We start from the raw sequence: 26,672 nt of genomic DNA, 5'->3' as shown, positions 1-26,672 counted from the left end.
GCCACCAGCCTCAACGTCCGGCCAGGCGACCCGGCGTCCGCGCGTGCATTGCCGCGCCGGCATCGATTCGTGTTACGAATCCCCGATTCCTGCCTACAATGTTCAGAACGCCAGTCGTCCGGCCTGCCGCCGGCGACGACCGGATCCATACGGCGCAGCGCAGGCCGGATCTCTCGGGGGACGTATGTCCGCGCATGCCAGAAAACCACTGGTCTCGCTCGTCGTGCCGTTCCATGACGAGGACGAAGCCATCGACGCGTTCTTTGCCACGACGCTGCCGATCCTCGAATCGGTCGAGTCGGTCCGTTTCGAGATCGTCTGCATCAACGACGGCAGCCGCGACGACACGCTCGGCAGGCTGATCGACGTCGCCGCCGGCGACCCGCGCGTGCGCATCGTCGATCTCACCCGGCGCTTCGGCAAGGAAGCCGCGCTCACCGCCGGCATCGACGAAGCCGCCGGCACCGCCGTGATCCTGATCGACGCCGACCTGCAGGATCCGCCCGCGCTGATCCCCGCGATGGTCGAGCGCTGGCTCGCCGGCGCCGAGGTCGTCGCCGCCAAGCGCACCGACCGCAGGTGCGACCCGCTGATGCAGCGCGTGGCCGCCGCGCTCTACTACCGCGTGCACAACCATCTCTCCGAAGTCGAGATGCCCGAAAACGTCGGCGATTTCCGCCTGATGGATCGCCAGGTCGTCGACGCGCTGCGCGCGCTGCCCGAGCGGCGGCGCTTCATGAAAGGCCTGTTCGCGTGGGTCGGCTATCGCATCGAGCTCATCGAATACACCCGCGCGCCGCGCAGCGGCGGCCGCTCCAAATTCTCCGGCTGGCGCCGCTGGAACTTCGCGCTCGAAGGCATCACCAGCTTCAGCACCGTGCCGCTGCGCGTGTGGACCTACATCGGCCTCGCGTTCGCCGCGCTGTCGTTCGTCTACGGCGCGTTCATCGTCATGCGTACGCTGCTGTTCGGCAATCCCGTGCACGGCTACGCGTCGCTGATCTCCGTGATGCTGTTCGTCGGCGGCATCCAGCTGATCGGCATCGGCGTGATCGGCGAATACCTCGGACGCATCTATCACGAATCCAAGCAGCGGCCGGTCTATCTCGTGCGGCGGCGCTATCACGCGCAGCGGGACGCCGCCGCGCATCCGGCGTCGCAGCTGCTGCAGTTTCCGCTCAAGCGCACGCATGCGGCCCGCCGCCGGACGGCGCAGCCCGCCGCCGCCGGCCACGGCGCCGCGCGGAAAGCGTCCGCCAAGTAACCGCGCGCACGACGCATGGATCTCCCCCGACAAGCGATCCGAGCGGCGGCCCCTCCCGTCCGCGCATGGCTGACGCCCCGGCGCGTCGTGGCGTACAGCGCGGTCGCGCTCGCGTGTTACGCGCTGTTCGTCGCGATCTGGATCGCCGTCGTCCGTCACGCGCCCGCGATCGCGCCGTCGCGCCCGGGCCCCGACTACGCGGTGTTCTGGTCGGCGTCGTACGTGATGCTGCATGGCTCGCCGTGGCAAGCGTACGATCTGCCGACCTTCTCCCGGCTGGCGGCCGAGCTGTTCCCGCAGTTCCGCCGCGAAGACCTCGTCGCGTGGCTGTACCCGCCCACCAACCTGCTGCTCGTGACGCCGCTGGCGCTGCTGCCCTATGCAGTCGGCTACCCGCTGTTCGTCGCGTTCGGCATCGTCGTGTTCGGGTTCGCCGCAGCGCGCGTATCGGGGCTCGGCGCGCTCCCCGGCTTGCGGCGCGTCGGCGCGTTCGCGCTGCTCGCCGCCCCGTGCGTGTTCGTCACCGGGATGTTCGGGCAGAACGCGTTCCTCACCGCGTCGTGCGCGGCGCTGGCCGTCTGCTGGGCCGACCGTCGGCCGATGTGGGCCGGCCTCTGCATCGGCCTGCTGTCGGCCAAGCCGCAGATGGCGCTGCTGTTCCCGTTCGTGCTGGTCGCCACGCGCGCCTGGCGCACGGTCGCGTGGGCCGCGCTCGCCACCGCCGCGTTCACCGCATTGAGCGTCCTGATCTGCGGCGTCGAATCGCTGCGCCTGTTCGTCGCCGGCACGGCGCTCGCGCGCACGCTCCTCCTCGAGCAAGGCATCGTGTTCTGGCTCGCGTCGCCGGCGCCGTTCGCCGCGCTCCGCCTCGCGGGCCTGCCGCCTGGCGCCGCGTATGCCGCGCAAGCGTGCGTCGCGGCGCTGGCGATCGCCGCCGCCTGCATCGTGTGGACACGCTCGCGCGACATCCGCTTGCGCGCGGCGGTGCTGGCCGTCGCCACGCTCGCGGCAAACCCGTACGTGTGGCACTACGAGCTCGCCTGGCTCGGCATCGCGATCGCGTGCCTGCTGGCGATGGGCTGGCAGGACGGCTGGCTGCGCGGCGAGCAGATCGCGATCGCGCTCATGTGGCTGCTGCCGGCCGTCGAATACCTGAACCCGTGGCTGCAAGGGCCGCAGATCGGCCCGGTCGTGACGCTGTTCGCGCTCCTGGTGCTGCTGCGCCGCGCCGGCCCGGAGGCTCAGAACGCGAGCCGCGGCGGCACGTAGATGCCGTAGTACGGCCCGACGCCGGTCGCGACGCCGGTCATCTTCACGCCGGCGACGAAATGGCCCTGGATGTACTTGTACGAGCCGCCGAGCGACACGTCGATATGGAACGGCGCGAACGCGACGATCGGCACGGAGGTGCTGGTCGCGGTCTGCGTGACGACCGGCAGCACCACCGTCGCGCCGACCGGCACCGACGTATAGAGCGTCGCCTTCACGCCGGTCGCAAGATTGATGGTGTCGCCGATGTTGAGCGTCGTCGGATTGCCGGTTGTCATCAGGCCGCCCATCGTCGTCGTGTCGGTCGCGCTCGACTGGAACGACGTCCACTGCCCGCCCATGCACAGCAGGCCGTAGATCTGGCCGTTCGTGATCGAGAATTCGAACGGCTGGCCCGTCAGCGGATTGATCAGCGGCTGGTTGGTCGACGCGTTCCAGTACAGGTTGTACACGCACTGGTCGATCGCGACCGGAAACAGCCCGCCTGCCCCGACCCCGCCCGGCGCCGCCAGCACCGCCACGGCGGTCGCGCTGTCGGATGCGCCGGGAATCCCCAGCAGCCCGCCGAGCAGCAGCGGAATCGAGCCGCCGTTCACGCCGGGCGCGCGCGACACGGTGACCTGCACCGCCGGCACGTCGTACTGGCCCGGCGTGATGGTCGTCGGCTGCATGGAGGCGGGGTTGCGCGTCACGTTCCAGTATCCGGTGGTCACCGTGCCGGTCGACAGCGCCGCGCCGGCCGCCGAGTTCTTCGCGATCACGCCATTCGCGGCCGGCGCGGCCTGCGACCAGTTCACCGCGCCGCCGCTCGGCGACATCATCGCATCGGCCCCCGCGAGCGCGGCCGCGTCGGCCGCGTTCTGCAACTGGTTGTTCACCGTGATGATCCACGCGATGTCGATCGCCAGGGCGCCGAACGACAGCAGCGGAATCAGGAACAGCAGGAAGAACAGCGCGACCGAACCGCGCTGCCGTTCGGCGTCGACGGGTGGCGTGGCGGTCACGTCATTCATAGAGCATCACCGACGTCGCCGAGACCGTCACCGGGCCCGTGAGCGCACTGAACGCGGAACCCAGCACGAGCCCCGAATACGTGTAGGTCACCGTCACCGTCAGCGCGGTGCCCGACGTCGTGCCGTTCGCCTGCGTCACGGTCACCGCCGGTGTCGTCGCGGTGCCGCCGGTGATCAGGCTGTTCTGCATCGCGGTCTGCGCGATGCCGGCGATCTGCGTCGTGGTCAGCATCGGCACCCGCAGCATGACGCCGGCGCGCGCCGCCTCGCGGCTCGCGTTCGTGATGACGGCCTTGTCGCACAGGAGCAGGCTCGTGTCGATGATGCCGATCAGCACCATCAACAGGAACGGCAGCATCAGCACGAACTCGAGGGACACGACGCCGCGCGCGTGGCGGGCGCCCATCGCCCCGCGTGTCATTTTGCGGCCCCCGCACCCGGTGGTACGACACCCGGCTCCAGCGCCGCGCCGGACAGCGGCGGCGGGCTGCCGGCCCCGCCGGCCACCCCGGCAACCCCGCGCGACGCCAGCCGCGCACGCACCGCCTGGTAAAAGCGCAGGTTGTCGGCCACCGCCGACGCGGGCAACTCCGCGGACAGCAGCTTCTTCGCCGAATCGGTGTTGCCGAGCACGCCGTACGCAAATGCGAGGTTCTGGCGCGCCTGCCACGGCGCGGACGGCAACCCGGCGACGTCGAGCAGCACGTTCACGCCTTCGCGCGGCCGGTTGCTCAGCACGAGCGACAGCCCGAGATCGACACGCAGCCCCTGCGCGTCAGGGTGCGCGCGCAGTGCGTCGCGATACACGACCTGCGCATCCGCATGACGCCCCTGCAGGTCGAGCACGGTGCCGAGCCCCTCCGCCGCGAGCGGATGGTTCGGCTGCGCGGCGAGCAGGTCGCGGTAGCGCTGCGCGGCTTCGTCGAGGCGCCGCTGCCGCAACGCGACGCGCGCGAGCCCGAGCTGCGGGCCGAGTTCCGCGGGTGCCTGCCGCTGCGCTTCGTCATAGAGAATCCGCGCACGCTCCAGGTCGCCCGCGCGGTAGTTGACGTCGCCGAGCCCCAGGCGCGCCGCGAGCGAATCGGGATGCTTCGCGAGCACCTTCTCGTACAGCGTCGACGCGAGATCGACGTTGCCGCCGGCCAGTGCGCTGTCGGCGATGCGCAATTCGGCCTGCGGGTCGTCGCTCTTGTGCGACAGCACCGGCCGCGTCTGGACGCCCGGCGCGCCGCAGCCGCCGGCCAGCACCGGCAGCACGGCCGCGAGCGCGAACGCGCGTATGACGGATCGTGTCATCTGAACACCTCGAGCAGGCGAATCGCCGCCGGGCCCGCCGCGATCAGGCAGACCGTCGGCAGGATGAACAGCATCATCGGCAGCGTAATCTTCGGCGCGAGCTTCGCGGCGCGTTCCTCGAGCGCGACGATCTGCTCGGTGCGCTCGGTGCGCGACAGCGTGCGCAGCGCCTGCGTGATCGGCGTGCCGAACCGTTGCGACTGCGTCAGCGTCGTCGCGAGCGAGCGCGCCGACGTGAAATCGACACGCATCGCGAAATGCGCGAGCGTCGCGGACACGTCGCCGCTCAGCGTCAGCTCGTCCGCGCATACGGTCAGCTCGTCGGCGAGCGGCGGGCAGATGCGCGCCAGTTCGTGCGCGACGCGCCGGATGCCCGACGCGAGACTGTTGCCGGCCATCGTGCAGATCACCAGCAGGTCCAGCGCATCGGGAAAGCACGCGGCGATGATCCGCCGCCGCCGCCGGATCATCACGCCGAGCACGTATTCCGGCACGATCACGCCGATCACGAAGGCGGCGATCATCGCCAGCGCGCGGATCACGAAGTATTCGCCGAAGCGCGGAATCAGCGGGCTGAACACGATCGCGCCGCACGCGAACAGCACGCCGCAGCTCAGCTTGATCCCGATCATCACCGACGCCGCGCGGCGCTCGCGAAAGCCCGCGCGCGTCAGCTGCAGGCCGAGCTTCACGCGCTGCATCGGGTCGAGCACCGGCAGCCGTTCGCCCAGCTGCGCGAGCCGGCGCGTGAGATCCAGCCGGACGCTGCCCGGCTGCAGCCACCCCGCCATCGACGCCGGCGGATGCTGGCCGGCAGCCTGCCGCACGCGCGCGGCGATCCGCTGGCGGGTGCCGCCGCCGGGCGTGGCGAGCGCCACCGCGACACAGCCGAGCAACAACAGCAACTCGAGGCCGCGGGCGGCCAGTATCGACATCGTCATCGCGCGGTATCCAGTTTCGAGATCTTGCGGATCACCAGCAGGCCGACCGTCAGCAACCCGGCCGCGATCGTCAGCATCGTGTGTCCCGGGTGCGTCGTGAACAGCAGCATCACGTAGTCGCGGTTCACGAGGAACAGCGCGCCGATCATCACGAACGGCACCGCCGAAATGATGTTCGTCGTGATGCGCCCTTCGGCGGTCAGCGCGCGCGTCTTCAGGCGGATGTCGCGACGCGTGCGGATGATGCTCGACAGCTCGTCGAGCGTTTCGCCGAGGCTGCCGCCGGTCTCGCGCTGCAGCAGCAGGTAGACGGTGAAGAACGAGAAGTCCGCGATCATCAGCCGGTCGGCTGCCTGCGTCAGCACGTCCTTGAGATCCGCGCCGACGCGCAGGCTGTCGCCCATCGAGCGGAACGTCGCGCGCACCGGCTCGGCCGCGCCGTCGCCGACCATGCTGATCGCCTGCGTGACCGGAATGCCCGCGCGCACGGCCCGCACGATCACGTCGATCGCGTCGGGGAATGCTTCGAGAAAACGCATCCGGAAGCGCTCGACCAACGCACGGTAGCTGGCGCGCATCGTGACCAGCGGCAACCCGACGTAGATCAGCGGACGCAGGAAGCCCGGCGGCCCGATCAGCTTCACCGCGACGATCGCGACGATCGCGCCGGCGATCGTGCTCGCGACGACGATCCTCACGCCGCCCTTGCCGCCGACGGCACGCACACGCGTCACGCGGCGCTGCAGCCACGCGCGCACGCGTCCCTGGCGGCGCTCGAGGTTGAACAACGCGACGCCGGGCGCGGCGGAGGCGAGCCCGTCGCGCCCGGCGAGCGACGGCGACAGCCGGCGCATCCGCGCGCGGATGCGCTGGGCCGGCGTGCGGCTCGCGCGATCGAACCACGACGACAGCACGAGCCCGATCGCGAGGATCATCACGAACGCGCCCACCGCGAACAGGTCGGCGGCCTTCATTGCCGGAACACCTCGGCGAGCGCATCCTCGACGCCGTAATACGCGGCGCGCGCCGCGAATGACGGCCGCAACGGCGACGCCTCGAACACGCCCTTCACCGCATCGCGCGTCGTGTCGCCTTCCTGGCGGAACGCGAACAGGTCCTGCGTGATCACCACCTCGCCCTCCATCCCGACGATCTCGGTGATCCGCGTGACGCGCCGCACGCCGTCGCGCATCCGCTCGATCTGCACGAACAGGTGCACGGCGCTCGCGATCTGGCGCCGGATCGACAGCAGCTGCAGGTTCGCGTTCGCCATCATGACCATGCTCTCGAGCCGGCTGATCGCATCGCGCGGCGAATTCGCGTGGATCGTCGTCATCGAGCCGTCGTGCCCCGTGTTCATCGCCTGCAGCACGTCGAACGCCTCGGGGCCGCGAATCTCGCCGAGGATGATGCGGTCGGGCCGCATCCGCAGCGCGTTGCGCACGAGATCGCGCTGCGAGATCCCGCCGAGCCCCTCGGTATTCTCCGGCCGCGTCTCGAGGCTCACGACGTGCGGCTGCAGCAACTGCAGCTCGGCCGCATCCTCGATCGTCACGATCCGTTCGTGCTGCTCGATGTGCTGCGACAGCGCGTTGAGCAGCGTCGTCTTGCCCGAGCCGGTGCCGCCCGAGATCACGATGTTCAGCCGGCACGCGCACGCGACCTTGAGCACCTGCAGCATCGGATGTGAAATGTTGCCCTGCTGCGCCATCCGCGCGAGCGTGATGTCGCGCTTCGCGAACTTGCGGATCGAGATCGACGGGCCGCGCATCGCGATCGGCGGCAGCACGACGTTCACGCGGCTGCCGTCGGCGAGCCGCGCGTCGACCATCGGGCTGCTCTCGTCGACGCGGCGCCCCACCGCCGCCGCGATCCGCTGCGCGACGCTCGCCACGTGCGCGTCGTCGCGGAACTTCAGCGACGTGAGTTCGAGCCGGCCCGCGCGCTCGACGTAGACCTGGTCGGGCCCGTTGACGAGGATGTCGGTGACCGAATCGTCGGCGAGCAGCGGCTCGATCGGCCCGACGCCGAACATGTCGTTCAGGATCGCGTCGACGATCAGCACCTGCTCGCCGGCCGTGATCTTCAGCCGCTCGCGCTCGACCGTGTGCGCGGCCACCTGCTCGATGCCCGCGCGCACTTCGTCGCGCGTCTTCATCAGCGCCGCCGACATGTTCATCGACGCGAACACCGCACTGCGGATCGCGTCGAACTTGCTCGACCGGATCAGCGCCTCGCGGGTGTCGGCCGTCACGGGTGTGCGAGCCGGAGTCGGTGCAGGCGCGTCCGCCGCGGTCGGCGCCGGGGCCGATGGAGCGGCCTCGCGCGCCACGGCGGGCGTCGCGGCCTGTGGCTCGGCCGGCGCGGGATCCGCCGGCGGCCGGTTGCGGGTGCCGAACGTCACGTTCCCTTCCTCCACTTGACGAGCCGCGCATACCACGGCTCGGCGACGGCCATCGGCTCGCCCGTGATGCCGTTCGCGAGCTGCCGGATCTGGTCCAGGAAGCCGTTGCGCTTCGCGCCTTCAATCGGCTCGCCAAGGTTCTCGGCGACGGCGAGCGTCTGCGGCTCGTGCGGCAGCTCGTGCAGCGTCGCGCCGCCGAACGCCGCCTCGAAATCGACCGGCTCGACGCGGCCCGCGACCGGGGCGAGCGGATTGTTCAGCACCATCGACAGCAGCCGCTCGCCGGGCAGTTCCCGCACGAAGCGCACGAGCCGCGCGGCTTCGTACGCGGCGTGCACCGAACGGTCGACCACGATGTGGACGAGATCGGACGCCACGAGCGCGTCCTCGAGCAGCTTGCCGGCGCCACTGCCGACGTCGAACAGCACGTAGTGGAAACGGTCCTTCAGCATGTCGACCAGGCGCGCGACGGCCTGGTCGCCCAGCGTGACGTCGGCGCCGTAGGCCAGCTCGGCGGACAGCACGTGCAGCCGGTCGCCCTTCGTCACGAACATGCGCTCGAACAACGCGTCGTCGGGACGCTGCCCCATGTTCAGCAACTCGATCAGCCCGTTGTTGCTGGACAGCCCGAACATCGAGTTCGCGCCGCCGCCATGCAGGTTCAGGTCGACGTAGGCCACCCGGCGGCGCTTCTCGCTCGCCAGGAAGCGCGCGAGGCTCACCGTGATCGTGGTCGCGCCGACGCCGCCGCGCGCGCCGACGAAGCTGACGACCTTGCCGGTGCGCGCCTGCACGACCGATTCCGTCGCGGTCAGCGCACGCCGCATCAACTCGACGGTCAGCGGCTTGACGATGTAGTCCTGCACGCCGATGCCGAGCAGGTTGCGAAACAGCCCGACGTCGTTCTGCGTGCCGATCGCGATGACGCGCACCGACGGGTCGCACACGTCGGCGAGCCGCATCAGGTCCGACACCGGCAGCACCGAATCGGACACGTCGATGACGAGCTGGCGCGGCGAACGCTCGTACTGCTGCAGCAGCCGGATCGCATCGTCGCAGGTGCCCAATTGCAGCTGGGTGCGCGTGATCGCCAGCTCCTGCGTGACGCGGCGTATCACGTCCTCGCTGCCCGGATCGGCGACGACCGCGACGAGATCGGCCGCGCCCGCGGACGCGGCGCGCCGGGTGTGCTGACGGTCGAGGAGGTTCATGGGCGGCATCGTGATGGCATCCGGGCGGTCAATGGCTGGGCGAGCCGGTCGTCTGCGTCTTGCCGGGCGTCGGCTGCTTCACGCGATCCTCGACGTAGCGGCGCACCGCGTCGGCGGCCGTCTGCGCATCCGCGCCGCCGTATGGCACGGGCGCGACGAGATCCTCCGGCCGCGCGAGCATCGCCGCGAGGTTCGAATAGGTCGCGCAGCCGAACGGCACGCCGGGCCGCGCGTACCCCGCGTCGACGAGATGCGACGGCTGCATCAGCTTCGCGCAATCGGGCGCCACCGCGTGCGCGCCGTCGAAGCCGATCGACCGCGCATCGGGCAGGTTGACCGGCGGCGGCGCCGACAGGCAGCCCGCACACACCAGCGGCAGGAGTGCGGCAACGATCGATCGGGTTCGCATGTGCGCCTCCGGTTCAGTACACGAAGCCCGCGGCGCCGACGAGGCGCGGCGTGTCGCCCGACAGCAGGTCGAGCCCGAGGTTGCGCTGCACCGCGAACTCCAGGTCGCTGCTCGGCCGCGCGACGGTGTCGATCGCCTGCTCGAGCTGGCCGGGCCCGGTCGGCTGCACGACGTACGGCGTGACGATCACGACCACCTCGGTCTTGTTGTCCTGGAAGTTCTTCGACGAAAACAGCCTGCCGATGATCGGCAACCGGCCGAGCCCCGGAATCTGCGACACGGTGTCGGCCGTCTGGCTCTGCAGCAGCCCGCCGATCGCGAAGCTCTGCCCGCTCGACAACTCGACCGTCGTGTCGACGCGCCGCACCGTGAGCCCCGGCACCTTGACGCCGCCGGTCGTCACGCTGTTGTTCGCATCGACCTCGCTCACTTCCGGCCGCACCTTCAGGCTGATGCGGTTGTCGGCGAGCACGGTCGGCGTGAAGTCGAGCGACACGCCGAACGGCTTGAACTCGACCGTGATCGCGCCGGTCGACGAACCGGCCTGCGCGACCGGGATCGGAATCTCGCCGCCCGCGAGGAAGCTCGCGGTCTCGCCGGACATCGCGGTGAGGTTCGGTTCGGCGAGCATCGTGATCAAGCCCTCCTGGTCGAGTGCGTCGAGCACCACGTCGATCGACCAGCGCCCCGCGCGGAATCCGCCGAGCACCGAGAAGGCGCCCGTCGGCGACAGGTTGAACAGGCCGTTCGTCGGATCGAACAGCGTGCGCCCGTTGAACAGCCCGCCGACGAAGTTGCCGGCGCCGCCCAGCGCGCTCCAGTTGATGCCGAGCTGCTGCGTGATGTTGCGGCTCACCTCGGTCACCCGCACGCGCAGGTTCACCTGGATCGGGCGCGACAGCGCGAGCCGGTTCACGATCTTCTCCTTGTCGTGCAGGTACGGCGTGAGCGACTGCATCACGGCGTCCGCGTCGGCCGCGCTCGGCACCTTGCCCGACACCATCAGCGAACCCGGCGCGCCGGACACCGACAGCTTCAGCTGCGGAAAGCGGCTGTCGAGCACGCCCTGCAGCGACGCCGTGTCGACCTGCACGATCACCGTCTTGCGCAGGATCGGGCGATGGTTCGCGCCGAGCGCGATCAGCGTGGTCGTGCCCGCCTTCTTGCCGAACACGAACACGGTGCGCGGGGACGGCACCTGGATGTCGGCGACGGACGGATCGGCGACGAACATCGCGGCCGCGGGTTCGGGCAGCGACAGCAGTTCCCCCTTGCCGGTCGCGATCGACAGCGCCGCGCCCGCGTCCGGCACGCGTGCGACCTGCGCCAACGCGCCCCCGGACGCGACGATGCAGGCCAGGCCCCCGAGAGCGATCCAACGAACCATGCGCACCATGCGTGTTCCCGTCAAATGCCGGCCGCCGGGCGGCCGGCCCGAATCGTCAATCCGTCACTGCGCCGCCATTGCCGGCGGTTGCGCAGTCGTCTCCGCCGCGACGTTGGCGCCGCCCGTCGTCGTGGGCATTGCAGGCACTGCAGGCATCGCCGGCCACGCCGGCAGCCCGGCCGGCAGCGGCGGCAGGCCCGGCGTGCCGGTGCCGCCGCCACGCGATCCGTCGTCGACCGACGAACCGCGATAGATCACGACCGCGTTGCTCCGCCATGCCGGCCGCGCGCCCGGCTCCGGCCTGGCGGACGGTTCGCGTGCGGCCTCGCGGGCCGCGCGCGACACGTCGCCGGCCCACACGGGCTGCGTATCGGGCTCCTGCGCGTCGCCGCCTGCCGGCTGCCGCCGGTCGCTCGTCGCGAAACTGCGCAGCGCGAGCGACAGCGAGCCGAGGCGGGTCGCCACCAGCACGACCTGCGCGGTGCGCGGCGCGACCTCGAGCGTGACCGTGCGGGCGCGGGCCGTCGCGTCCGGTGCACTCGCGGGCGCCTTCGCGCGCTGGAATTCGGAGCCGACCGCGAGCACGCGCGCACGCCGCACCACGGTCTCCGCTTCGAACGTGCCGGGCGACGTCGCCGAGCCGCCGATCTGCTGCGTCAGCAACACGTCGACGAAGTCGCCCGGCTGGATCAGCCCCGCGTTGCCGGACACGTCGTCGACCGGCACCGAGATCGCGCGCATGCCGGGTTGCAGCGCGGCCGCGAGAAAATCCGGCGCGCCGGCCGGTATCACGTTCTCGACGCGAATCGGTGCGCCCGCGCCGACATGGTTGCGCAGCAGCGCGCCCTTCAGGTCCGCGCCCGGCTGCGACTCGACGAATGCGCCGGCCGGCACCTGCGCGCGCGGCATGCGCTTCCATGCCAGATCGTTGTCGCGCAGCAGCAGCCCTTCCGGCAGGTCGGCGGCGGCCACCCGCACGCGTGCCTGATCCGTTTCGGCGGGCACCGACGGCGTCGACGCGGCGACGTACAGCTCGCGCAGGATGAACGCACCGATGCCGGCGGCAACGACGAGCACGGCCAGTCTCAGCGGTTTGGGCATGGCGGCGTGCGTCCCCCCGGCTAGGTAAGCGAAACCGTGTGTGGAAACGACGCCCAGACGGCCAGCGTGCCGCCGAGCGCGAGCGCGACGCCGTACGGCACGCCGCGCGCGGCGACCGCGCGAACCGAGCCTGCGCGCCACGGCCGCGACGCCAGCAACGCGACGCCGCACAGCGCACCGCCCGCACCGACGCCCGTCAGCACCGGAAACGCCAGTGCCGGGCCGGCCCACAGGAATACCGCCGCCGCCAGCTTGACGTCGCCTCCGCCGATCCAGCCCGCGTGGCGCATGCCGCCGAACAGCAGCAGCATCGCCGCCCCGGTCGCGACATGGCCGGCCAGCGGCGCGAATCCGTCGCGCACGAGCGCCGCCGCGACGAAATACAGCGCCGCGAACGCGAGCACCGCGCGATTGGACAGGCGCCGGTCGCGCAGATCCTGCGCGGCGAGCGAGGCCAGCAACACCGTGGCCACCGACTGCACGAGCGTGAGCATGGGAGAGCCGTCCGTCGACACGCCCCCGGCCGGACACGTTCTACCGCTGCGGATCCCGGTGTTCGTCGGTGGCGCGCGGGTTCAGGGGATCAGATCAGGCTCGTCACCTTGTTGATCAGTGTCGTGAACACGCTCGGCAGGCCGCCGCTGGTGCTGCTGAGGATCACGCCGACCGCCGCGAGCGCGACCACGACGATGCCGGCCAGCACGGCGTATTCGAGCGAGCTGACGCCACGTTCGTCACGCAGCAGGGACTTGACGTATTGCAGCATGGCAACCTCCGTGTAACGGGGCCGATAACCGACCGTTGAACGCAAAGATGCTCCGTTGCTCCGGCGGTTGCGCAGGGCCTTCGCCCGTTGCGACGCATGCGCGCGACCCTGGCACGAGGCCGCCCGCATCCCCCGGAATCCTCTCGATGACTGCAACACGCGGCGTGCAACGACATCTTCGATCGTTGCGTGCCTGCATCCGTGGTGCGGTCTTCCCGCACGATGCAACCGCGCTGATTCGTCTAGGGTATAGACAATTTTTCAGGCGAATTCAAATTATTTGGCGTCGGATGCATTTATGGATTTCATCCTGCAACGATGAAATCCATATCCTTCATTTACGGTCATTTTTTCTCGCATGACCGCGAATGGTTCGCCGATCGGAACGCGCATGCCGACTGTTGCAGCGCGTGAATTTCCGCCCCGGCTTCCACTCGATTTATCGGCATGCCGGGCCGCTCCCCATGCGCGCGTCTTGCCCCACCCGGCTTGCCGTTCCGGCCTGCATGACGGACTCGCATCGCATGTCACCGACTACCTGCCCCCGTTTTTTGGCCCGGATTCGGAAAGTGATCGCCGCGCGAATCCACGCGCGTGTTCTTTGCGACTTTCCAATCGGAAATTTCATGACGCTGCTTCCGGCTTCAATCGACTTGATTGGAATCCTGATTGAATGTCGGATGCATGTGAATACCGTTCTCATCCGGATGGAATGAATCGCCCGGCGCACCAACCGGGAAAACGGCGATAAGCATAGTTCAAATCGTTTCTTGTCCGGCCCCGGGCCGTCATCGAGAATGCGCCGACGGGCTGAGGCCCGGCCTCGCTTCCCCTCAACGTTCCGGAACCATCGATTCATGCTTCCACTGCGCCTGCTTCGCTCGCTGCTGATCGCGTCCCTCATTGCGTTGCCGGCCGCCGCCGCGCACGCCGACAAGCCCGCCACCATCCGCATCGGCGTCGCCCAGCAAGGCGCCGGCGATCCGCCGACGTTCGGCGGCTCGAGTGCGGCCACCGCGCAGTTGCAGCAGCTGGTCGAAAAGGAGTTCGCGGCCGACGGCATCAAGGTGGAGTGGCTGTTCTTCAAGGGCGCGGGGCCGGCCGTCAACGAGGCGATCGCCAACAAGGCGCTCGACTTCGCGTACCAGGGCGACCTGCCCGCCGTGCTCGCGCGGGCGAACGGGATCAAGACGCGCCTGCTGCTCGCCGCGAGCGTGCGTTCCGGCGTCAAGATCGCGGTACCGCCCGACTCCCCCATCCGCTCGATCAAGGACCTGAAGGATCGCCGCGTGTCGATCTTCCGCGGCACGAACCTGCAGCTCGTCGCCGACAACGCGCTCGCGAAGAACGGCCTCGGCGAACGCGACTTGCGCGTGATCAACCTCGACGCCGCGAGCTCGCTCGCCGCGCTCGCGTCGAAGGGCATCGATGCGTCGGTGGGCGACTACCAGCTGTACAAGCTGCGCGACGCGGGGCTCGCGAAGATCATCTACGAATCGCAGAACGACGGCCCGCAACTCACGCGCCAGACCCACCTGCTCGTGCTCGACGATTTCGAGCGCGCGCATCCGGACATCGTGCAGCGCGTCGTCACCGCCGTCGTGAAGGGCGCGCAATGGTCGTCCGATGAAGCGAACCGCGACGCGCTGTTCAAGCTGTGGGCGAAAAGCGGCGTGCCGGTGTCGTCGTGGCAGGCCGACTATGCGAACCAGCGCCTGAAGGACCGCCTGTCGCCGCTGATCGATCCGTTCTTCGTCGCGCGCTACAAGTCCGTCGCGCAGGATGCGCTGGCGCTGAAGCTGATCCGTCAGCCGGTCGACGTCGATGGCTGGTTCGAGCCGAAGTATCTCGACAATGCGCTGCGCACGCTGAAGCTCGAGAGCTACTGGCCACGCTACGACGCGGCCGGCAAGCCGCTTTCCTGACCCGGATCCGCCACGATGAGCGACACCGCGTTTTCCATTCCGTCATCCGGGCGCCACGCGCTCGCCGCGCCGCCTCGCCGTGCGGCGGCCGTGAAGCGGTGGTCGTGGCGGCTCGCGCCGTGGCTGCTGCCTGCACTGCTGTTCGCGCTGTGGAGCATCGGCAGCGCGCGCGGCTGGATCGCGCCGCAGATCCTGCCGCCGCCCGAACGCGTGTTCGACGCACTCAAGGATCTCGCGACGAGCGGCGACCTCGTGCGCCACACGCTGATCAGCCTGCAGCGCGTGCTGGTCGGCTTCGCTGCCGGCACGCTGCTCGGCTTCGCGACCGGCGTCGCGCTCGGCCTGTCGCGCACGCTCGAAGCGTACGTGCTGCCGAGCTTCAATGCGCTCGTGCAGATTCCGGTGCTCGGCTGGCTGCCGTTCCTGCTGCTGCTCGTCGGTGTCGGTGAGCCGCTCAAGTACCTGCTGATCGCGCATGCGGCGCTCGTCCCCGTTACGCTGAGCACGTTGCAAGGGTTTCGCCAGATGCCGCCCGCGCTCGACGAAGTCGCGCGCGTATTCGGCTACACGCGGCGGCAACGCATCGTGCACGTCGTGCTGCCCGCCGCGATCCCGACGCTCGCGACCGGCGTGCGGCTCGCGTTCACGAAGTCGTGGCTCGCGCTCGTCGTCGTCGAGCTCGTCGCATCGTCCGAAGGGCTCGGCTACCTGATCGTGTACGGGCGGCAGCTGTTCCAGCTCGACCTCGTGATGGCGGCCGTGATCGTCGTCGGCGCGGTCGGCCTGCTGATCAACCGGCTGCTCGATGCACTCGAAGCGCGCTTGCGGCGCGGCGTGCCGTCCGCGTTCCGCGGCTGAAGCGCCGCCCCTGCCCGTGCAACCGAAGGAGTCCCAACCTTGACGTATCATGCTGCCGCGCCTGACGCCACCCCGCCTGCTGGCGCAACCGCCCGTCGCCTGCACACCCCCGACTGGCGCGGCTTCGTGCTGCCGCTCGTCGCGTTCGCGCTGTGGTGGGCGATCGCTTCCGCGCACCTCGTCAGCAGCGGGCTGCTCGTCGGCCCCGCCGACGTGCTGCGCACCGCATGGGCGCAAGCCACGAGCGGCGCACTCGGCCGCGCGCTGTCCGCGTCGCTCGCGCGTGAAGCGTGCGGCTTCGTGCTCGGCGCGACGGGCGGGCTGCTGCTCGGCGCCGCGCTCGGGCTGTCGCGCGTCGCCGCGCGCATGGTCGGCCCGAGCTTCGACACGTTCAAGCAGGTCTCGCTGTTCGCGTGGATTCCGCTGATTTCCGTGTGGTTCGGCCTCGGCGACGTCGCCAAGGTCGTGTTCCTGTCGCTCGCCGCGCTGCTGCCCGTCGCCGCGCACACCTGCGACGGCATTCACGCGGTGCCGCGCGCGTATGTCGACGTCGCCCGCGCGCTGCGCTACTCGCGGCTCCAGCTCGTGCGCCACGTGATCCTGCCGGCCGCGCTGCCGTCGATCTTCACCGGGCTGTATCTCGGCCTGATCTATTCGTGGCTCGCGACGCTCGGCGCCGAATACCTGCTGGTCGCCGGCAGCGGGATCGGCAACACGCTGATCGACGGCAGCGAACAGTTCCGGATGGATCTCGTGCTGTTCGGGATCATCGTCGTCGGCGTGACCGGCTGGGCGCTGAACGCGATCGCGCGTGCGATCGAACGCAAGGTGCTGGCCCGGCGCGGCGACCTGACGCGCTGAACGCCGTTTCCTTTCTCGTCACCCTCTTCCTCGCACCGCCATGACGACCCTCGCCTCCGATTCGCTCGACATCCTCCACGTGAGCAAGCACTACGCGCAACGCGGCGCCGCGCTCGCCGTACTCGACGACGTGTCGCTGCACGTGCGCGCCGGTGAATTCGTCACGATCGTCGGCTCGAGCGGTTGCGGCAAGTCGACGCTGCTGCGGCTGATCGCCGGGCTCGATACCGATTATGCGGGCGAGATCCGGGCCGGCACCGAACGCGTGTACGACACGTCGTTGCAGCGCGGGATCGTGTTCCAGGATCACCGGCTGTTCCCGTGGCTGACCGTCGCGCAGAACATCGAAGCCGCGCTGCGCAACGCGCCGCTCGACGCGGCCGCGAAGCGGCGCGCGGTTGCCGATCACATCGCGCTCGTCGGGCTGAACGGCTTCGAACACGCGTATCCGAACCAGCTGTCGGGCGGGATGGCGCAGCGCGTCGCGATCGCGCGCGGCCTCGTGAACCGCCCGCGCGTGCTGCTGCTCGACGAACCGTTCGGCGCGCTCGACGCGCAGACGCGCGCGCGGATGCAGAACGAACTGCTGCGCATCTGGGAACAGGAGCGCATCACGATGATCCTCGTCACGCACGACGTCGACGAAGCCGTGTATCTCGGCGACCGCGTCGTGACGATGGCGCCCCGCCCGGGCCGCATCGAACGCATCGTCGATGTCGCGTTGCCGCGCCCGCGCCGGCGCGATTCGCCGGAATTCGCGCGATTGCGCGACACCGTGCTCGCCGATTTCGACGACCACGAACCGCCGGGCGACGATCGCCCGGGCGGTAAGCGCATCGACCCGCCGCGCCCGCACCGGATCGGCGAATGGCGGCTTGCGTGGTAACGCGCACGACGCACCGCATTGCTCAGCATGACGACGCATATCGATCATCGCTGCGCACACGCTAAGGTTGTGACGATTCATCGGTTCCGATTGCGCGCGGTCCCTGCTTGAATGGAGACTCGCCCGACCCGACTCCAGGAGACTCCCGATGTCCGAAGTCCAGCACGCCGCTCACCCGTCTTCGCATGCTTCGCACGCCGCACCGCGCACGGCCGCCACGCCGCTCCAGCTTCGCCAGGTCGCCGGCCGGATCGGCGCCGAGATCGCCGGCGTGCGGCTGTCGGGCACGCTCGACGACGCGACGTTCGACGCGATCCAGGCCGCGCTGCTGCGCCACAAGGTGCTGTTCTTCCGTGGCCAGCAGCATCTCGACGACACCGCGCAGGAAGCGTTCGCACGCCGCTTCGGCAAGACCGTCGCGCACCCGACCGTGCCGTCCGTCGACGGCAGCGCAGCCCTGCTCGAACTCGATTCCGCGCACGGCGCGCGCGCCAATTCGTGGCACACCGACGTGACCTTTGTCGATGCATACCCGAAGATCTCGATCTTGCGCGCGGTCGTGATTCCGCCGTTCGGCGGCGACACCGTGTGGGCCAACACGGCCGCCGCGTACACGAACCTGCCGGACCCGCTGCGCGCGCTCGCCGACACGCTGTGGGCGCTCCATACCAACGCATACGACTACGCGTCGACGCACGTGCATGCCGACGATACGCAACTGAAGCGCTACCGCGAAGTGTTCACGTCGACCGTCTACGAAACCGAGCACCCGGTCGTGCGCGTCCATCCGGAAACCGGCGAACGCACGCTCGTGCTCGGGCATTTCGTGCAGCGGCTCAAGGGGCTGTCGGCGCAGGATTCCGCGCACCTGCTGCAGGTGTTCCATGAGCACGTGACGCGTCTCGAGAACACCGTGCGCTGGAACTGGCAGGAAGGCGACGTCGCGATCTGGGACAACCGCGCGACGCAGCACTACGCGATCAACGACTACGGCGATGCGCGCCGCGTCGTGCGCCGCGCCACCGTGCACGGCGACGTGCCGGTCGGCATCGACGGCCGCCAGAGCGTCGTGCTGAAGGGGCCGGGCGCGACGCTGCAGTAACGCCCGCGTCACGCGGCGGCGGCGCTCCGTGCGCCGCCGCGCCTGCCCCGCTTTCCGCTACCGGACCCCGACCATGCCCTTCCCGCCTCCGGACCGACGCTTGCACGCGCAACGATGTCGGCCCTCCGCCCCGTCCACTCCCGCCAGGAGCGTCGCATGAGCGCCCTACTCGAACCCGCCGCCCAGCCGGTCGACGTGATTCCGCTGTCCGCCCATATCGGCGCGGAAATCCGCGGCGTCGACCTCACGCAACCGTTGACCACGCCGCAGATTGCGGCGATCCGCGCCGCGCTGCTGAAATGGCGCGTCATCTTCTTCCGCGAGCAATTCCTCACGCACGAGCAGCATGTCGCGTTCTCCGCGCAGTTCGGCGAGCCGACGGTCGGCCACCCGGTGTTCGGGCACGTCGACGGGCATCCGGCCGTCTACTCGATCGCGAAGCATCGCAAGGCGACGCGCTTCGAAGGCGAACCGGTGCGCCGCCCGTGGACCGGCTGGCACACCGACGTGACGGCCGCCGTGAACCCGCCGTGGGCGTCGATCCTGCGCGGCGTGACGATCCCGCCGTACGGCGGCGACACGCACTGGACGAACCTCGTGCGGGCGTACGAAACGCTGTCGGCGCCGCTGCGCGGCTTCGTCGACGGCCTGCGCGGCATTCACCGCTTCACGCCGCCGGCCGGCGCGCGCGCCACCGGTGCGTTCGACGACGCGGTCGAACGCCGCCCGCTCGTCACCGAGCATCCGCTCGTGCGCGTGCATCCGGAGACCGGCGAACGCGCGTTGTACGTGAGCCCGAGCTTCCTGAAGTCGATCGTCGGGCTGACGCCGCGCGAGAGCCAGGCGCTGCTCGAACTGCTGTGGGAACACGTGACGCGGCCGGAATTCACGATCCGCTTCAAGTGGGAACCGCGCAGCATCGCGTTCTGGGACAACCGCGCGACCGCCCACCTCGCGCCCGTCGACATCTTCGATCTCGACTTCGATCGCCAGCTGTATCGCACGACGCTCATCGGCGACGTGCCGGTCGGCCCCGACGGCCGGCCGTCGGTCGCGCTCGAAGGCTCGCCGGTCGAAGCCGCGGCGGCGGTCGCGCTCAACTGAACCGAACCGCTCTGCCGGCAGCCGGCGCGCACTGCATCGCGCCGGCCCTTCCCTTCATCGCACCGCGCGGACGAAAACGCTTGTCCGCGCGGGCCGCCCGTCAATCCAGCCACACCCCGTCGAAGCGATGCCCGCCGAGCGGCGAGAACGTCAGCCCGTGCACGCGCTTGGAGACCGGCAGCGACACGATCGACGTCGCGATCGGCGTGAACGGCACCTGGTCCTTGAACACGACCTGCGCCTGCTCGTACAGCGCCGTGCGCTTCGCGACGTCCCCATTGGAACGCGCCGCGTCCACCAGCTTCTCGAAATCCTGGTTGCACCACTTCGCGAGATTGCTGCCGTGCACCGCGTCGCAACCGAGCAGCGTGCCGAGCCAGTTGTCGGGGTCGCCGTTGTCGCCCGACCAGCCGTACAGGATCGCGTCGTGCTGCCCGTCGTGCTTCGCGCGGCGGTTGTATTCGCCCCATTCGTAGCTGACGATCTTCGCGCGCACGCCGATCTTCGCCCAGTCCTGCTGGATCAGCTGCGCCATCAACTGCGCATTCGGGTTGTACGGGCGCTGCACGGGCATCGCCCACAGCGTCAGGTCGAAGCCGTTCGGGAAGCCGGCCTGCGCGAGCAGCGCCTTCGCGGCCGCCGGGTCGCGCGGCGCATCCTTCAGCCGCGGGTTGTACGACCATTGCGCGGGCGGCATCGGGTTCGTCGCGATCTTCGCGTCGCCGTTGAACACGGTCTTCACGATCGCCGACTTGTCGATCGCGATGTCGAGCGCGCGCCGCACGTCGACGCGATCGAGCGGCGCATGCTGCGTGTTGTACGCGACGAAGCCGACGTTGAAACCCATCCCCGAGAACAACGTCAGCTTCGGGTCGCGCCGCACCGTGTCGAGATCGGCCGGCCGCGGGAACGCCGATACCTGGCATTCGCCGGCCACCAGCTTCTGCAGGCGCGCGGCCGGATCGGGCGTGATCGCGAACACGAGGCGCGCGAGCTTCACGTCGTCCGGTTTCCAGTAGTCGGGATTCGCGTCGTAGCGGATCAGCGCGTCCTTCTGGTACGTGCGCAGCAGGAACGGCCCCGTGCCCACCGGGAACTGGTTGATGTCGGCCTCGCGGTGGCGCGCCGCGAGCTGCGACGCATACTCGGACGACAGGATCGACGCGAACGCCATCGCGAGATTGCGCACGAACACGACGTCGGGTGTCTTCAGCACGAAGCGCACCGTGTAGTCGTCGACCTTGTCGATGCGCTCGATGTTGCGGTCGAAGCCGAGGTCGCTGAAATACGGGAAGCTGACCGGATAGGCCTTGCGGAACGGATCGTCGGGATCGAGCATCCGGTGGAACGTGAAGACGACGTCGTCGGCCTGGAACGGCCGCGTCGGCGTGAACCAGGCGGTGGTCTGGAATTTCACGTCGCGCCGCAGGTGGAACGTGATCGTGCGCTGGTCGGGCGACACGTCCCAGCTCGTCGCGAGCGCCGGCTCGAGATCGAGCGTGCCGCGCCTGAACTGCACGAGCCCGTTGTAGACCGGGTACGTGCTCGCATCGAAATCGGTGCTCGTCGTATGCTGGCCCGGATCGAAGCCGGCCGGGCTGCCTTCGGTGCAATACACGAGCGTCTTGCCGGATGGAGCGGCAAGCGCGTGCGTGGCCGCGCCGGCGAGCAGCAGCGACGCCACGAGACAGCGCAGGGCGATCGCGGCATGGGGGACGCCACGCGCACGACGCGCGGCTGACGAAACGAAAGCGTTTTTCATGGTGACGGGGACAGGAGAGCGCTGTCATGCAAATGAAGACGGCCGATCTTCGCGCGCCTCCCGCCGATCGCTTACCAATTAATTTCGCGTTGCTTATCGTCGTGGCTGCATCCCGCTGCCCGTGCATGAAAACGTCCACGCGAACGTCGGCGGCCGTCTCGAGCCGCCGTCTTCCGGCCCCCTGCAGACTCGCCCGAAATGGCGCATCGTATCGGCTGGCCAACGCCGGCACGGGCGCGCCGGGATTCGCCCGACGCCGCCGCGCCGCCGATTCCAGGAGGACACACGATGCCCGTCAGCTCCGAAACGTCTGCTCGCCCGGTGAAGACGCCGGGCCCCGATCACCCGATCACGGTCGAACTGCACCCGCGGCGCGTCGTGGTCAAGGCGGCCGGCAGGGTCGTCGCGGATACGCGCCGCGCGCTGGCGCTGCGCGAGGCCGCCTACCCGGCGGTGTTCTACATCCCGCGCGAGGACGCCGACCTGACACTGCTGCAACGCACCAACCACGCGACGTACTGTCCGTACAAGGGCGACGCCGCCTACTACTCGATTCCGGTCGGCGGCGAGCGCGCCGTGAATGCCGTCTGGACCTACGAGGCGCCCTATCCGGCCGTCGACGCGATTCGCGGGCACCTCGCGTTCTATCCGGATCGCGTCGATTCGATCGAGGAAAGCCCCGCCGGCTCCGATTGAGGGTCGAGGCAGCCGTTCATCGAATTCCGGGCGGCTGCGCGTGCGCGTGGGCGCATTCGCCGGCACGGCGCGCCGTGCCGGCGGGTTCCCGTGCCAACCACTAGCCCGAACCCGCCCACCTGGCCCGCCGCTGATTTGCATATGCGGATTCGTTGGTTGGCCGCCGGCCTGCGCGGCCGTATCGTCCTGAATCCGGCGCGGGCCGGCCCGTGGCGCGCATCGCCCGCATCGGGCCCGCCCTGCGCCGGCCGCGCCGTCTTTCGCGCGCGGCCCGTGAACCCGCACGCAGGACGCCTCGATGAACGACACACCCCACGCAGACGTTGAACCGACACCGGCGAACCCGCATCGCCGCCAGTGGCTGCAAGGCGCGGCCGCCGGGCTGGCCGGGCTCGCGCTCGGCCCGCTCGCGGGCCTGCCTGCTCATGCGCAAGACAGCAGCACGCGGCTGCGCGTCGGTTTCCAGAAATACGGCAACTTCGTCGTGCTCAAGGCGCGCGGCACGCTGGAGAAACGGCTCGCGAGCCAGGGCGTCACCGTGCAGTGGCTCGAATTTCCGGCCGGCCCGCAATTGCTCGAGGGCCTGAACGCCGGCGCGATCGACGTCGGCACGGTCGGCGAGACGCCGCCGATCTTCGCGCAGGCGGGCGGCGTCGACTTCGTCTACATCGGCAACGAGCCGCCCGCGCCGCAGGGCGAGGCGATCGTCGTGCTGCCCGATTCGCCGATCCGCAACGTCGCGCAATTGCGCGGCAAGAAGGTCGCGTTCAACAAGGGTTCGAACGTCCATTACCTGCTCGTGAAGGCGCTCGAACATGCGGGATTGACGTATGCCGACATCCAGCCGATCTACCTGACGCCCGCCGACGCCCGCGCCGCGTTCGTGCAGCGCAACGTCGACGCATGGGTGATCTGGGATCCGTACCTGGCCGCCGCCGAGCGCCAGATCGGCGCGCGCGTGATCGCGAACGGCGAAGGGCTCGTGCGCAATACGCAGTACTACCTCGCCGCGCGCAAATACGCGGCGGCCCACCCGCAGGTCATCCGCGCGCTGCTCGACGAAGTCGACGCGGTCGACCGCTGGGCGCGCGACCATGTGCCCGAAGTCGCCACGCAACTGTCGCCGCTCGTCGGCCTCGATGCGCCGACGCTCGAAGTCGCGCTCAAGCGCGCCGGCTACGGCGTGCAGCCGATCAGCGACGCGACGCTCGCGTATCAGCAGAACATCGCGGATTCATTCAGCGCGCTGAAGCTGATTCCGGGCAAGCTGTCGGTCGCGAGCGCACGCTGACGCGCCGGTGCCGGTGCCGCTAACGCGCGGCGCGGTACGCGCGAATCAGCGCGCGGTAGCCGCGCCGATGCGCCGCCATTCGTCGTAGTCGGTGACCAACCCCGCTTCGTCGACCGCGATATCGGCCGCATACGTGCCGCTTTCGTAGCGGTACACGCGCTCCGCCGTACGCGTATAGCGCTGCTCGCCGCGCACGAACGCGACATCCGGAAAACGCAGCCACGCGGTGTGAATCACCGCCGCTTCGCCGACGGCCAGCCCGAGCCGCCGGATCGGCAGCGTATTCGTCGACGGGCTGAAACCGAGATCGAGGTCGGTCGCGCCCGCGAGCGCCGGGACGTCGACGCCGTCGACCGTCCATCGCCCTGCGTCACGGCGGATATCCCACTGCCGCGGCGGCTGCGTGCCGTCCCACTGCGTGATGCGTGCCGAGCGCGTGAGCCAGTCGGCGCCGCATGCGATCGCGTAATCGATGCGAAACGGCGAGCCGTCGATCGCACCCGACACCGATCCCGACAGATCGATTCCCGTTCGCGATTCGACGAGCCGGCACCATTCGGCTGCCTGCCACGTCTGCACGATCTGCCATGCGACGCAGCGCGTGCGCACCGCGTCATCCTGCTGCGTCATGTCGTCGTCTCCCGTCGATCGCACGGATGCCGATTGTCCCCCATCGCACCGGCGAACACACGCGGCTTCGCCGACCGATGGTCAGTATCGGTTCGACGCGTACCTTCGGGCAGCCCTGCTTTGATACCATCCGTCGATCGGCATCAACCGGAACCGGACAAGGGGCGCGACTTCATGGATTTGCTGGCGACGATGCGCATCTACGTGAGGGTCGTCGAGCGCGGCACGATGTCCGGCGCGGCGCGCGATCTCGACATGGGCCAGCCGGCCGTCAGCGAGCGTATCGAGCGGCTCGAGAAGCATCTCGGCACACGGCTGCTGTTGCGCAGCGCGCGCACCCTCACGTGCACGGAAGAAGGCCGGATCTTCTATGAACGCAGCAAGGAACTGCTCGAAGCGGCCGACGACGCGGTCGCGTCGGTGTCGAAGACGGAAAACGCACTCGACGGCACGATCCGGCTCGCGGCGCCGCAGTGCATCGGCGAGGTCGTGCTGCCGGGTGTGCTGATGCATGTCCGCAGCGCGTATCCGAACCTGCACATCGACCTGGTCCTGAACGACGACATCGTCGATCCGGTCACGGAAGGCGTCGACATCTCGATTCGCGTCGGCCAGCTCGGCGACGGCGGATTCGTCGCGCATCCGGTCGGCGCGGTCGGCCGCCGGCTCGTGGCCGCGCCGTCGTATCTCGAGCGGCACGGCCCGATCGACACGGCGGCCGATCTCGCGAACCATCCGTTCGTCCGCGTGAAAGGCGTCTTCGCCAGCGAGCGGCTGCCGCTGCGGCGCGACGGCGACGCGCTCGACTACGCGCGCATCCGCACGATCATGACGACGAGCCACTGGCGCCCGATGTTCGACACGATCGTGGCCGGCGGCGGCATCGGCGTGGTCCAGCAGCCGGCCTGCGCCGACGCGCTCGCGTCCGGCACGCTCGTCGAGCTCCTGCCGCACTACGTGATTCCCGACTTCGCGCTCAACGTGCTCGTGCATGCGCAGCGGCCGCTGCCGCCGCGCGTGCGGGCCGTCGTCGACCTGCTGAAGCAGGACCTCCCGCCGCTGCTGGCCCGCGCTGCCCGATAACGGGCGGCGCCCGCCGCCCCCGTCACGCCTGCAGCGACTTCCCCGGCTCCTTCACGTGGGCGTCGACTTCCATCTGGTAGAAGCGCGCGCTGACGAAACCGAACAGCGTCCAGCCCAGGAACACGCACAGGCCGCCGAGCATCAGCGCCTGCTCGCCCGAGCTGAACAGCGCATAGAAGCTGTATGCGGTGGCCACCATCGCGATCACGTTGGTCAGCAGCGCCTTGGCCGGCGGCACCTTCGCGACCTTCTGGATCGTGATCAGCGCGGCCATCGACATCACGTACGGCACGAGGTTCGTGACGACCGCGAGATCGACGATCTTCTGGAACTGGCTGCTGAGCTCCGGGCTGATCGTCATCAGCGCCAGCGCGACCTGCGCGACCAGCAGGATCACCATCCCGACGATCGGCGTGCCGGTGCGCGTCGCACGCGCGAACACCGGCAGGAAGTAGCCGACGTCCGCCGAGCTCTTGAACACCTGCGCGACCGTGAACTGCCAGCCGAGCAGCGAGCCGATGCACGCGATCACCATCAGCGCGGTGACGATCGTGCCGACCGTCGGCGTGAACATCGTCGCGAACGCGATGCCGAACGGCGCATTCGACTTCGCGAGGAGCGCGTTGGGCACGATCCCCGCGATCACGTTGGTCGACACGATGTAGAAGATCGCCGACGCGATCGTGCCGCCGAGCACGGCGATCGGCACGTTGCGCTCCGGATTCTCGACGGCGTCCGAGTTCGCGCACGCCGATTCGAGCCCGAGGAACGCCCACAGCGTCACCGCGATCGAGCTGCCGACGGCCGGCCCGAACGGCAGGTTGTTAGGATTCCACGCGGCGCCCCAGGTCGCGCCGCTGAACCAGAACCAGCCGATCAGCGACACGACGACGACCGGAATGATCACGCCCCACACCGTCACCGCGCCGATCCGGCCGGTGATGCGCGAGCCGCCGAAGTTCGCGACCGTCGTCAGCACGAGCAGGAAGATCGTCCACAGGCCGGTCTGCAGCGGCGACAACGTCGCGTCGAACAGCACGGTGCCGTAGCCGACCGCCGTGACGCCGATCGCGACGTTCGCGATCACGAGCGACAGCCCGTACGTGTAGTTCGCCATGTAGTTGCCGGCCTTGCCGAACGCGTATTCCGCGTAGCCGCCCATCCCGCCCGGCTTGCGGCTCAGCATCCCGCAGCGCGCGAACGCATAGGCCAGCGCGAGCGAACCGCCGGCCGTGACGATCCACGACAGCAGCGAGATCGTGCCGACCTGCGCGAGCTTCGACGGCAGCAGGATGATGCCGGAGCCCATCATGTTGACCGCCGTGAGAATGGTCAGCTGCCAGACGTTCATCCGGTTCTTCGGCGCGGCCGCGGCGGCCGCGTCGGACATGCGCGCTGTGTTTTCCATGATGT

Annotated in this window: 26 protein-coding genes; 11 read left to right on the top strand and 15 right to left on the bottom strand. The window is 69.5% G+C overall.

Annotated elements, in window-relative coordinates; translation table 11 throughout:
- The first annotated feature begins 184 nt into the window (after positions 1-184).
- Both LGM89_RS09485 and LGM89_RS09480 read left to right on the top strand, forming a co-directional pair.
- A complete protein-coding gene (locus LGM89_RS09485) occupies positions 185-1,264 on the top strand; it encodes a glycosyltransferase family 2 protein (RefSeq protein WP_226272914.1) in 1,080 nt (359 codons plus the stop codon).
- Positions 1,265-1,279: 15 nt separating this feature from the next.
- Positions 1,280-2,533 (top strand): glycosyltransferase family 87 protein, encoded by a 1,254-nt coding sequence (locus LGM89_RS09480; protein WP_226272913.1) that lies wholly within the window; start codon positions 1,280-1,282, stop codon positions 2,531-2,533.
- On the opposite strand, the gene LGM89_RS09475 is transcribed toward LGM89_RS09480, so the two are convergent.
- The 12 genes from LGM89_RS09475 to LGM89_RS09420 all read right to left on the bottom strand — a co-directional run bounded on the left by LGM89_RS09475 (position 2,506) and on the right by LGM89_RS09420 (position 13,061).
- Entirely contained in the window at positions 2,506-3,546 is a 1,041-nt protein-coding gene (locus tag LGM89_RS09475) for a TadG family pilus assembly protein (RefSeq protein ID WP_226203904.1), read from the bottom strand. The genes LGM89_RS09480 and LGM89_RS09475 overlap by 28 nt on opposite strands.
- Positions 3,539-3,967 carry a TadE/TadG family type IV pilus assembly protein gene (locus tag LGM89_RS09470; protein ID WP_226272912.1) on the bottom strand — a complete coding sequence of 143 codons (429 nt, stop codon included), beginning with the start codon at positions 3,965-3,967 and terminating at the stop codon, positions 3,539-3,541. The genes LGM89_RS09475 and LGM89_RS09470 overlap by 8 nt, the downstream gene beginning before the upstream one ends.
- Complete coding sequence (locus LGM89_RS09465; protein ID WP_226272911.1) at positions 3,964-4,842, bottom strand: tetratricopeptide repeat protein; 879 nt, start codon at positions 4,840-4,842, stop codon at positions 3,964-3,966. The genes LGM89_RS09470 and LGM89_RS09465 overlap by 4 nt, the downstream gene beginning before the upstream one ends.
- Entirely contained in the window at positions 4,839-5,783 is a 945-nt protein-coding gene (locus LGM89_RS09460; RefSeq protein WP_226272910.1) for a type II secretion system F family protein, read from the bottom strand. Before LGM89_RS09460 ends, LGM89_RS09465 begins: the two co-directional genes overlap by 4 nt.
- Positions 5,780-6,757 carry a type II secretion system F family protein gene (locus tag LGM89_RS09455; RefSeq protein ID WP_226272909.1) on the bottom strand — a complete coding sequence of 326 codons (978 nt, stop codon included), beginning with the start codon at positions 6,755-6,757 and terminating at the stop codon, positions 5,780-5,782. The genes LGM89_RS09460 and LGM89_RS09455 overlap by 4 nt, the downstream gene beginning before the upstream one ends.
- Positions 6,754-8,187 (bottom strand): CpaF family protein, encoded by a 1,434-nt coding sequence (locus LGM89_RS09450; protein ID WP_226272908.1) that lies wholly within the window; start codon positions 8,185-8,187, stop codon positions 6,754-6,756. Before LGM89_RS09450 ends, LGM89_RS09455 begins: the two co-directional genes overlap by 4 nt.
- Positions 8,184-9,407, bottom strand: a complete 1,224-nt coding sequence (locus tag LGM89_RS09445) for an AAA family ATPase (protein ID WP_226272907.1) — start codon at positions 9,405-9,407, stop codon at positions 8,184-8,186. The genes LGM89_RS09450 and LGM89_RS09445 overlap by 4 nt, the downstream gene beginning before the upstream one ends.
- Positions 9,408-9,426: 19 nt before the next feature.
- Entirely contained in the window at positions 9,427-9,807 is a 381-nt protein-coding gene (locus LGM89_RS09440; RefSeq protein WP_089427883.1) for a CpaD family pilus assembly lipoprotein, read from the bottom strand.
- Positions 9,808-9,820: 13 nt separating this feature from the next.
- Complete coding sequence (locus LGM89_RS09435; RefSeq protein WP_226272906.1) at positions 9,821-11,203, bottom strand: type II and III secretion system protein family protein; 1,383 nt, start codon at positions 11,201-11,203, stop codon at positions 9,821-9,823.
- A 54-nt stretch (positions 11,204-11,257) separates the two neighbouring features.
- The gene (gene cpaB / locus LGM89_RS09430) at positions 11,258-12,295 is read right to left on the bottom strand and encodes a Flp pilus assembly protein CpaB (protein WP_226272905.1); all 1,038 of its coding nucleotides are present in this window, start codon (positions 12,293-12,295) and stop codon (positions 11,258-11,260) included.
- A 20-nt stretch (positions 12,296-12,315) separates the two neighbouring features.
- Positions 12,316-12,789 (bottom strand): prepilin peptidase, encoded by a 474-nt coding sequence (locus LGM89_RS09425; protein ID WP_089497315.1) that lies wholly within the window; start codon positions 12,787-12,789, stop codon positions 12,316-12,318.
- Positions 12,790-12,878: 89 nt separating this feature from the next.
- A complete protein-coding gene (locus LGM89_RS09420; RefSeq protein WP_041493341.1) occupies positions 12,879-13,061 on the bottom strand; it encodes a Flp family type IVb pilin in 183 nt (60 codons plus the stop codon).
- An 857-nt stretch (positions 13,062-13,918) separates the two neighbouring features.
- On the opposite strand from LGM89_RS09420, the gene LGM89_RS09415 reads away from it, so the two are divergent.
- From LGM89_RS09415 to LGM89_RS09390, 6 genes are all read left to right on the top strand, one after another.
- Positions 13,919-14,986: an ABC transporter substrate-binding protein gene (locus tag LGM89_RS09415; RefSeq protein WP_089497317.1), complete on the top strand. Its 1,068-nt coding sequence runs from the start codon at positions 13,919-13,921 to the stop codon at positions 14,984-14,986.
- A gap of 15 nt (positions 14,987-15,001) precedes the next feature.
- Positions 15,002-15,844 (top strand): ABC transporter permease, encoded by an 843-nt coding sequence (locus LGM89_RS09410; RefSeq protein WP_226272904.1) that lies wholly within the window; start codon positions 15,002-15,004, stop codon positions 15,842-15,844.
- Positions 15,845-15,883: 39 nt separating this feature from the next.
- On the top strand, positions 15,884-16,705 hold the full coding sequence (locus LGM89_RS09405; RefSeq protein WP_226272903.1) for an ABC transporter permease: 822 nt from the start codon (positions 15,884-15,886) through the stop codon (positions 16,703-16,705).
- A 40-nt stretch (positions 16,706-16,745) separates the two neighbouring features.
- The gene (locus tag LGM89_RS09400) at positions 16,746-17,591 is read left to right on the top strand and encodes an ABC transporter ATP-binding protein (protein ID WP_226272902.1); all 846 of its coding nucleotides are present in this window, start codon (positions 16,746-16,748) and stop codon (positions 17,589-17,591) included.
- Between the two features lie 148 nt (positions 17,592-17,739).
- Positions 17,740-18,693, top strand: coding sequence for a TauD/TfdA dioxygenase family protein (locus LGM89_RS09395; RefSeq protein WP_089427891.1), 954 nt, complete (start codon positions 17,740-17,742; stop codon positions 18,691-18,693).
- Positions 18,694-18,849: 156 nt separating this feature from the next.
- Positions 18,850-19,797: a TauD/TfdA dioxygenase family protein gene (locus LGM89_RS09390; protein ID WP_089432426.1), complete on the top strand. Its 948-nt coding sequence runs from the start codon at positions 18,850-18,852 to the stop codon at positions 19,795-19,797.
- 100 nt (positions 19,798-19,897) lie between these two features.
- Here the strand turns inward: LGM89_RS09390 and LGM89_RS09385 are convergent, their stop codons facing one another.
- Complete coding sequence (locus tag LGM89_RS09385; protein WP_226272901.1) at positions 19,898-21,559, bottom strand: ABC transporter substrate-binding protein; 1,662 nt, start codon at positions 21,557-21,559, stop codon at positions 19,898-19,900.
- 288 nt (positions 21,560-21,847) lie between these two features.
- Between LGM89_RS09385 and LGM89_RS09380 the strand changes: the two genes are divergently transcribed.
- Both LGM89_RS09380 and LGM89_RS09375 read left to right on the top strand, forming a co-directional pair.
- Positions 21,848-22,255: a DUF427 domain-containing protein gene (locus tag LGM89_RS09380; RefSeq protein WP_089442892.1), complete on the top strand. Its 408-nt coding sequence runs from the start codon at positions 21,848-21,850 to the stop codon at positions 22,253-22,255.
- A 298-nt stretch (positions 22,256-22,553) separates the two neighbouring features.
- Positions 22,554-23,546: a sulfonate ABC transporter substrate-binding protein gene (locus LGM89_RS09375; RefSeq protein WP_089497323.1), complete on the top strand. Its 993-nt coding sequence runs from the start codon at positions 22,554-22,556 to the stop codon at positions 23,544-23,546.
- A gap of 45 nt (positions 23,547-23,591) precedes the next feature.
- On the opposite strand, the gene LGM89_RS09370 is transcribed toward LGM89_RS09375, so the two are convergent.
- Complete coding sequence (locus tag LGM89_RS09370) at positions 23,592-24,176, bottom strand: putative glycolipid-binding domain-containing protein (protein WP_226272900.1); 585 nt, start codon at positions 24,174-24,176, stop codon at positions 23,592-23,594.
- 174 nt (positions 24,177-24,350) lie between these two features.
- Between LGM89_RS09370 and LGM89_RS09365 the strand changes: the two genes are divergently transcribed.
- Positions 24,351-25,259, top strand: a complete 909-nt coding sequence (locus tag LGM89_RS09365) for a LysR family transcriptional regulator (RefSeq protein ID WP_226272899.1) — start codon at positions 24,351-24,353, stop codon at positions 25,257-25,259.
- Between the two features lie 22 nt (positions 25,260-25,281).
- Here LGM89_RS09365 and potE read toward each other — a convergent pair whose 3' ends face one another.
- A complete protein-coding gene (gene potE / locus LGM89_RS09360) occupies positions 25,282-26,667 on the bottom strand; it encodes a putrescine-ornithine antiporter (protein ID WP_089427898.1) in 1,386 nt (461 codons plus the stop codon).
- Positions 26,668-26,672 lie beyond the last annotated feature (5 nt).

This window comes from Burkholderia sp. AU31624 (assembly GCF_020420065.1).
Lineage (GTDB): Bacteria > Pseudomonadota > Gammaproteobacteria > Burkholderiales > Burkholderiaceae > Burkholderia.
The sequence above is the reverse complement of the archived record's forward strand: the minus strand, read 5'-3'. Positions and strand labels throughout refer to the sequence as shown.

What these genes read in the sequence shown, in the direction of transcription:
- LGM89_RS09415 (WP_089497317.1), top strand. Translation starts at nt 13,919, where the DNA reads ATGCTTCCACTGCGCCTGCTTCGCTCGCTGCTGATCGCGTCCCTCATT.
- LGM89_RS09395 (WP_089427891.1), top strand. Translation starts at nt 17,740, where the DNA reads ATGTCCGAAGTCCAGCACGCCGCTCACCCGTCTTCGCATGCTTCGCAC.
- LGM89_RS09480 (WP_226272913.1), top strand. Translation starts at nt 1,280, where the DNA reads ATGGATCTCCCCCGACAAGCGATCCGAGCGGCGGCCCCTCCCGTCCGC.
- LGM89_RS09420 (WP_041493341.1), bottom strand. Translation starts at nt 13,061, where the DNA reads ATGCTGCAATACGTCAAGTCCCTGCTGCGTGACGAACGTGGCGTCAGC.
- cpaB (WP_226272905.1), bottom strand. Translation starts at nt 12,295, where the DNA reads ATGCCCAAACCGCTGAGACTGGCCGTGCTCGTCGTTGCCGCCGGCATC.
- LGM89_RS09370 (WP_226272900.1), bottom strand. Translation starts at nt 24,176, where the DNA reads ATGACGCAGCAGGATGACGCGGTGCGCACGCGCTGCGTCGCATGGCAG.
- LGM89_RS09465 (WP_226272911.1), bottom strand. Translation starts at nt 4,842, where the DNA reads ATGACACGATCCGTCATACGCGCGTTCGCGCTCGCGGCCGTGCTGCCG.
- LGM89_RS09365 (WP_226272899.1), top strand. Translation starts at nt 24,351, where the DNA reads ATGGATTTGCTGGCGACGATGCGCATCTACGTGAGGGTCGTCGAGCGC.
- LGM89_RS09460 (WP_226272910.1), bottom strand. Translation starts at nt 5,783, where the DNA reads ATGACGATGTCGATACTGGCCGCCCGCGGCCTCGAGTTGCTGTTGTTG.
- LGM89_RS09470 (WP_226272912.1), bottom strand. Translation starts at nt 3,967, where the DNA reads ATGACACGCGGGGCGATGGGCGCCCGCCACGCGCGCGGCGTCGTGTCC.
- LGM89_RS09475 (WP_226203904.1), bottom strand. Translation starts at nt 3,546, where the DNA reads ATGAATGACGTGACCGCCACGCCACCCGTCGACGCCGAACGGCAGCGC.
- LGM89_RS09485 (WP_226272914.1), top strand. Translation starts at nt 185, where the DNA reads ATGTCCGCGCATGCCAGAAAACCACTGGTCTCGCTCGTCGTGCCGTTC.
- LGM89_RS09410 (WP_226272904.1), top strand. Translation starts at nt 15,002, where the DNA reads ATGAGCGACACCGCGTTTTCCATTCCGTCATCCGGGCGCCACGCGCTC.
- LGM89_RS09435 (WP_226272906.1), bottom strand. Translation starts at nt 11,203, where the DNA reads ATGGTGCGCATGGTTCGTTGGATCGCTCTCGGGGGCCTGGCCTGCATC.
- LGM89_RS09390 (WP_089432426.1), top strand. Translation starts at nt 18,850, where the DNA reads ATGAGCGCCCTACTCGAACCCGCCGCCCAGCCGGTCGACGTGATTCCG.
- potE (WP_089427898.1), bottom strand. Translation starts at nt 26,667, where the DNA reads ATGGAAAACACAGCGCGCATGTCCGACGCGGCCGCCGCGGCCGCGCCG.
- LGM89_RS09445 (WP_226272907.1), bottom strand. Translation starts at nt 9,407, where the DNA reads ATGCCGCCCATGAACCTCCTCGACCGTCAGCACACCCGGCGCGCCGCG.
- LGM89_RS09455 (WP_226272909.1), bottom strand. Translation starts at nt 6,757, where the DNA reads ATGAAGGCCGCCGACCTGTTCGCGGTGGGCGCGTTCGTGATGATCCTC.
- LGM89_RS09425 (WP_089497315.1), bottom strand. Translation starts at nt 12,789, where the DNA reads ATGCTCACGCTCGTGCAGTCGGTGGCCACGGTGTTGCTGGCCTCGCTC.
- LGM89_RS09380 (WP_089442892.1), top strand. Translation starts at nt 21,848, where the DNA reads ATGCCCGTCAGCTCCGAAACGTCTGCTCGCCCGGTGAAGACGCCGGGC.
- LGM89_RS09375 (WP_089497323.1), top strand. Translation starts at nt 22,554, where the DNA reads ATGAACGACACACCCCACGCAGACGTTGAACCGACACCGGCGAACCCG.
- LGM89_RS09385 (WP_226272901.1), bottom strand. Translation starts at nt 21,559, where the DNA reads ATGAAAAACGCTTTCGTTTCGTCAGCCGCGCGTCGTGCGCGTGGCGTC.
- LGM89_RS09400 (WP_226272902.1), top strand. Translation starts at nt 16,746, where the DNA reads ATGACGACCCTCGCCTCCGATTCGCTCGACATCCTCCACGTGAGCAAG.
- LGM89_RS09440 (WP_089427883.1), bottom strand. Translation starts at nt 9,807, where the DNA reads ATGCGAACCCGATCGATCGTTGCCGCACTCCTGCCGCTGGTGTGTGCG.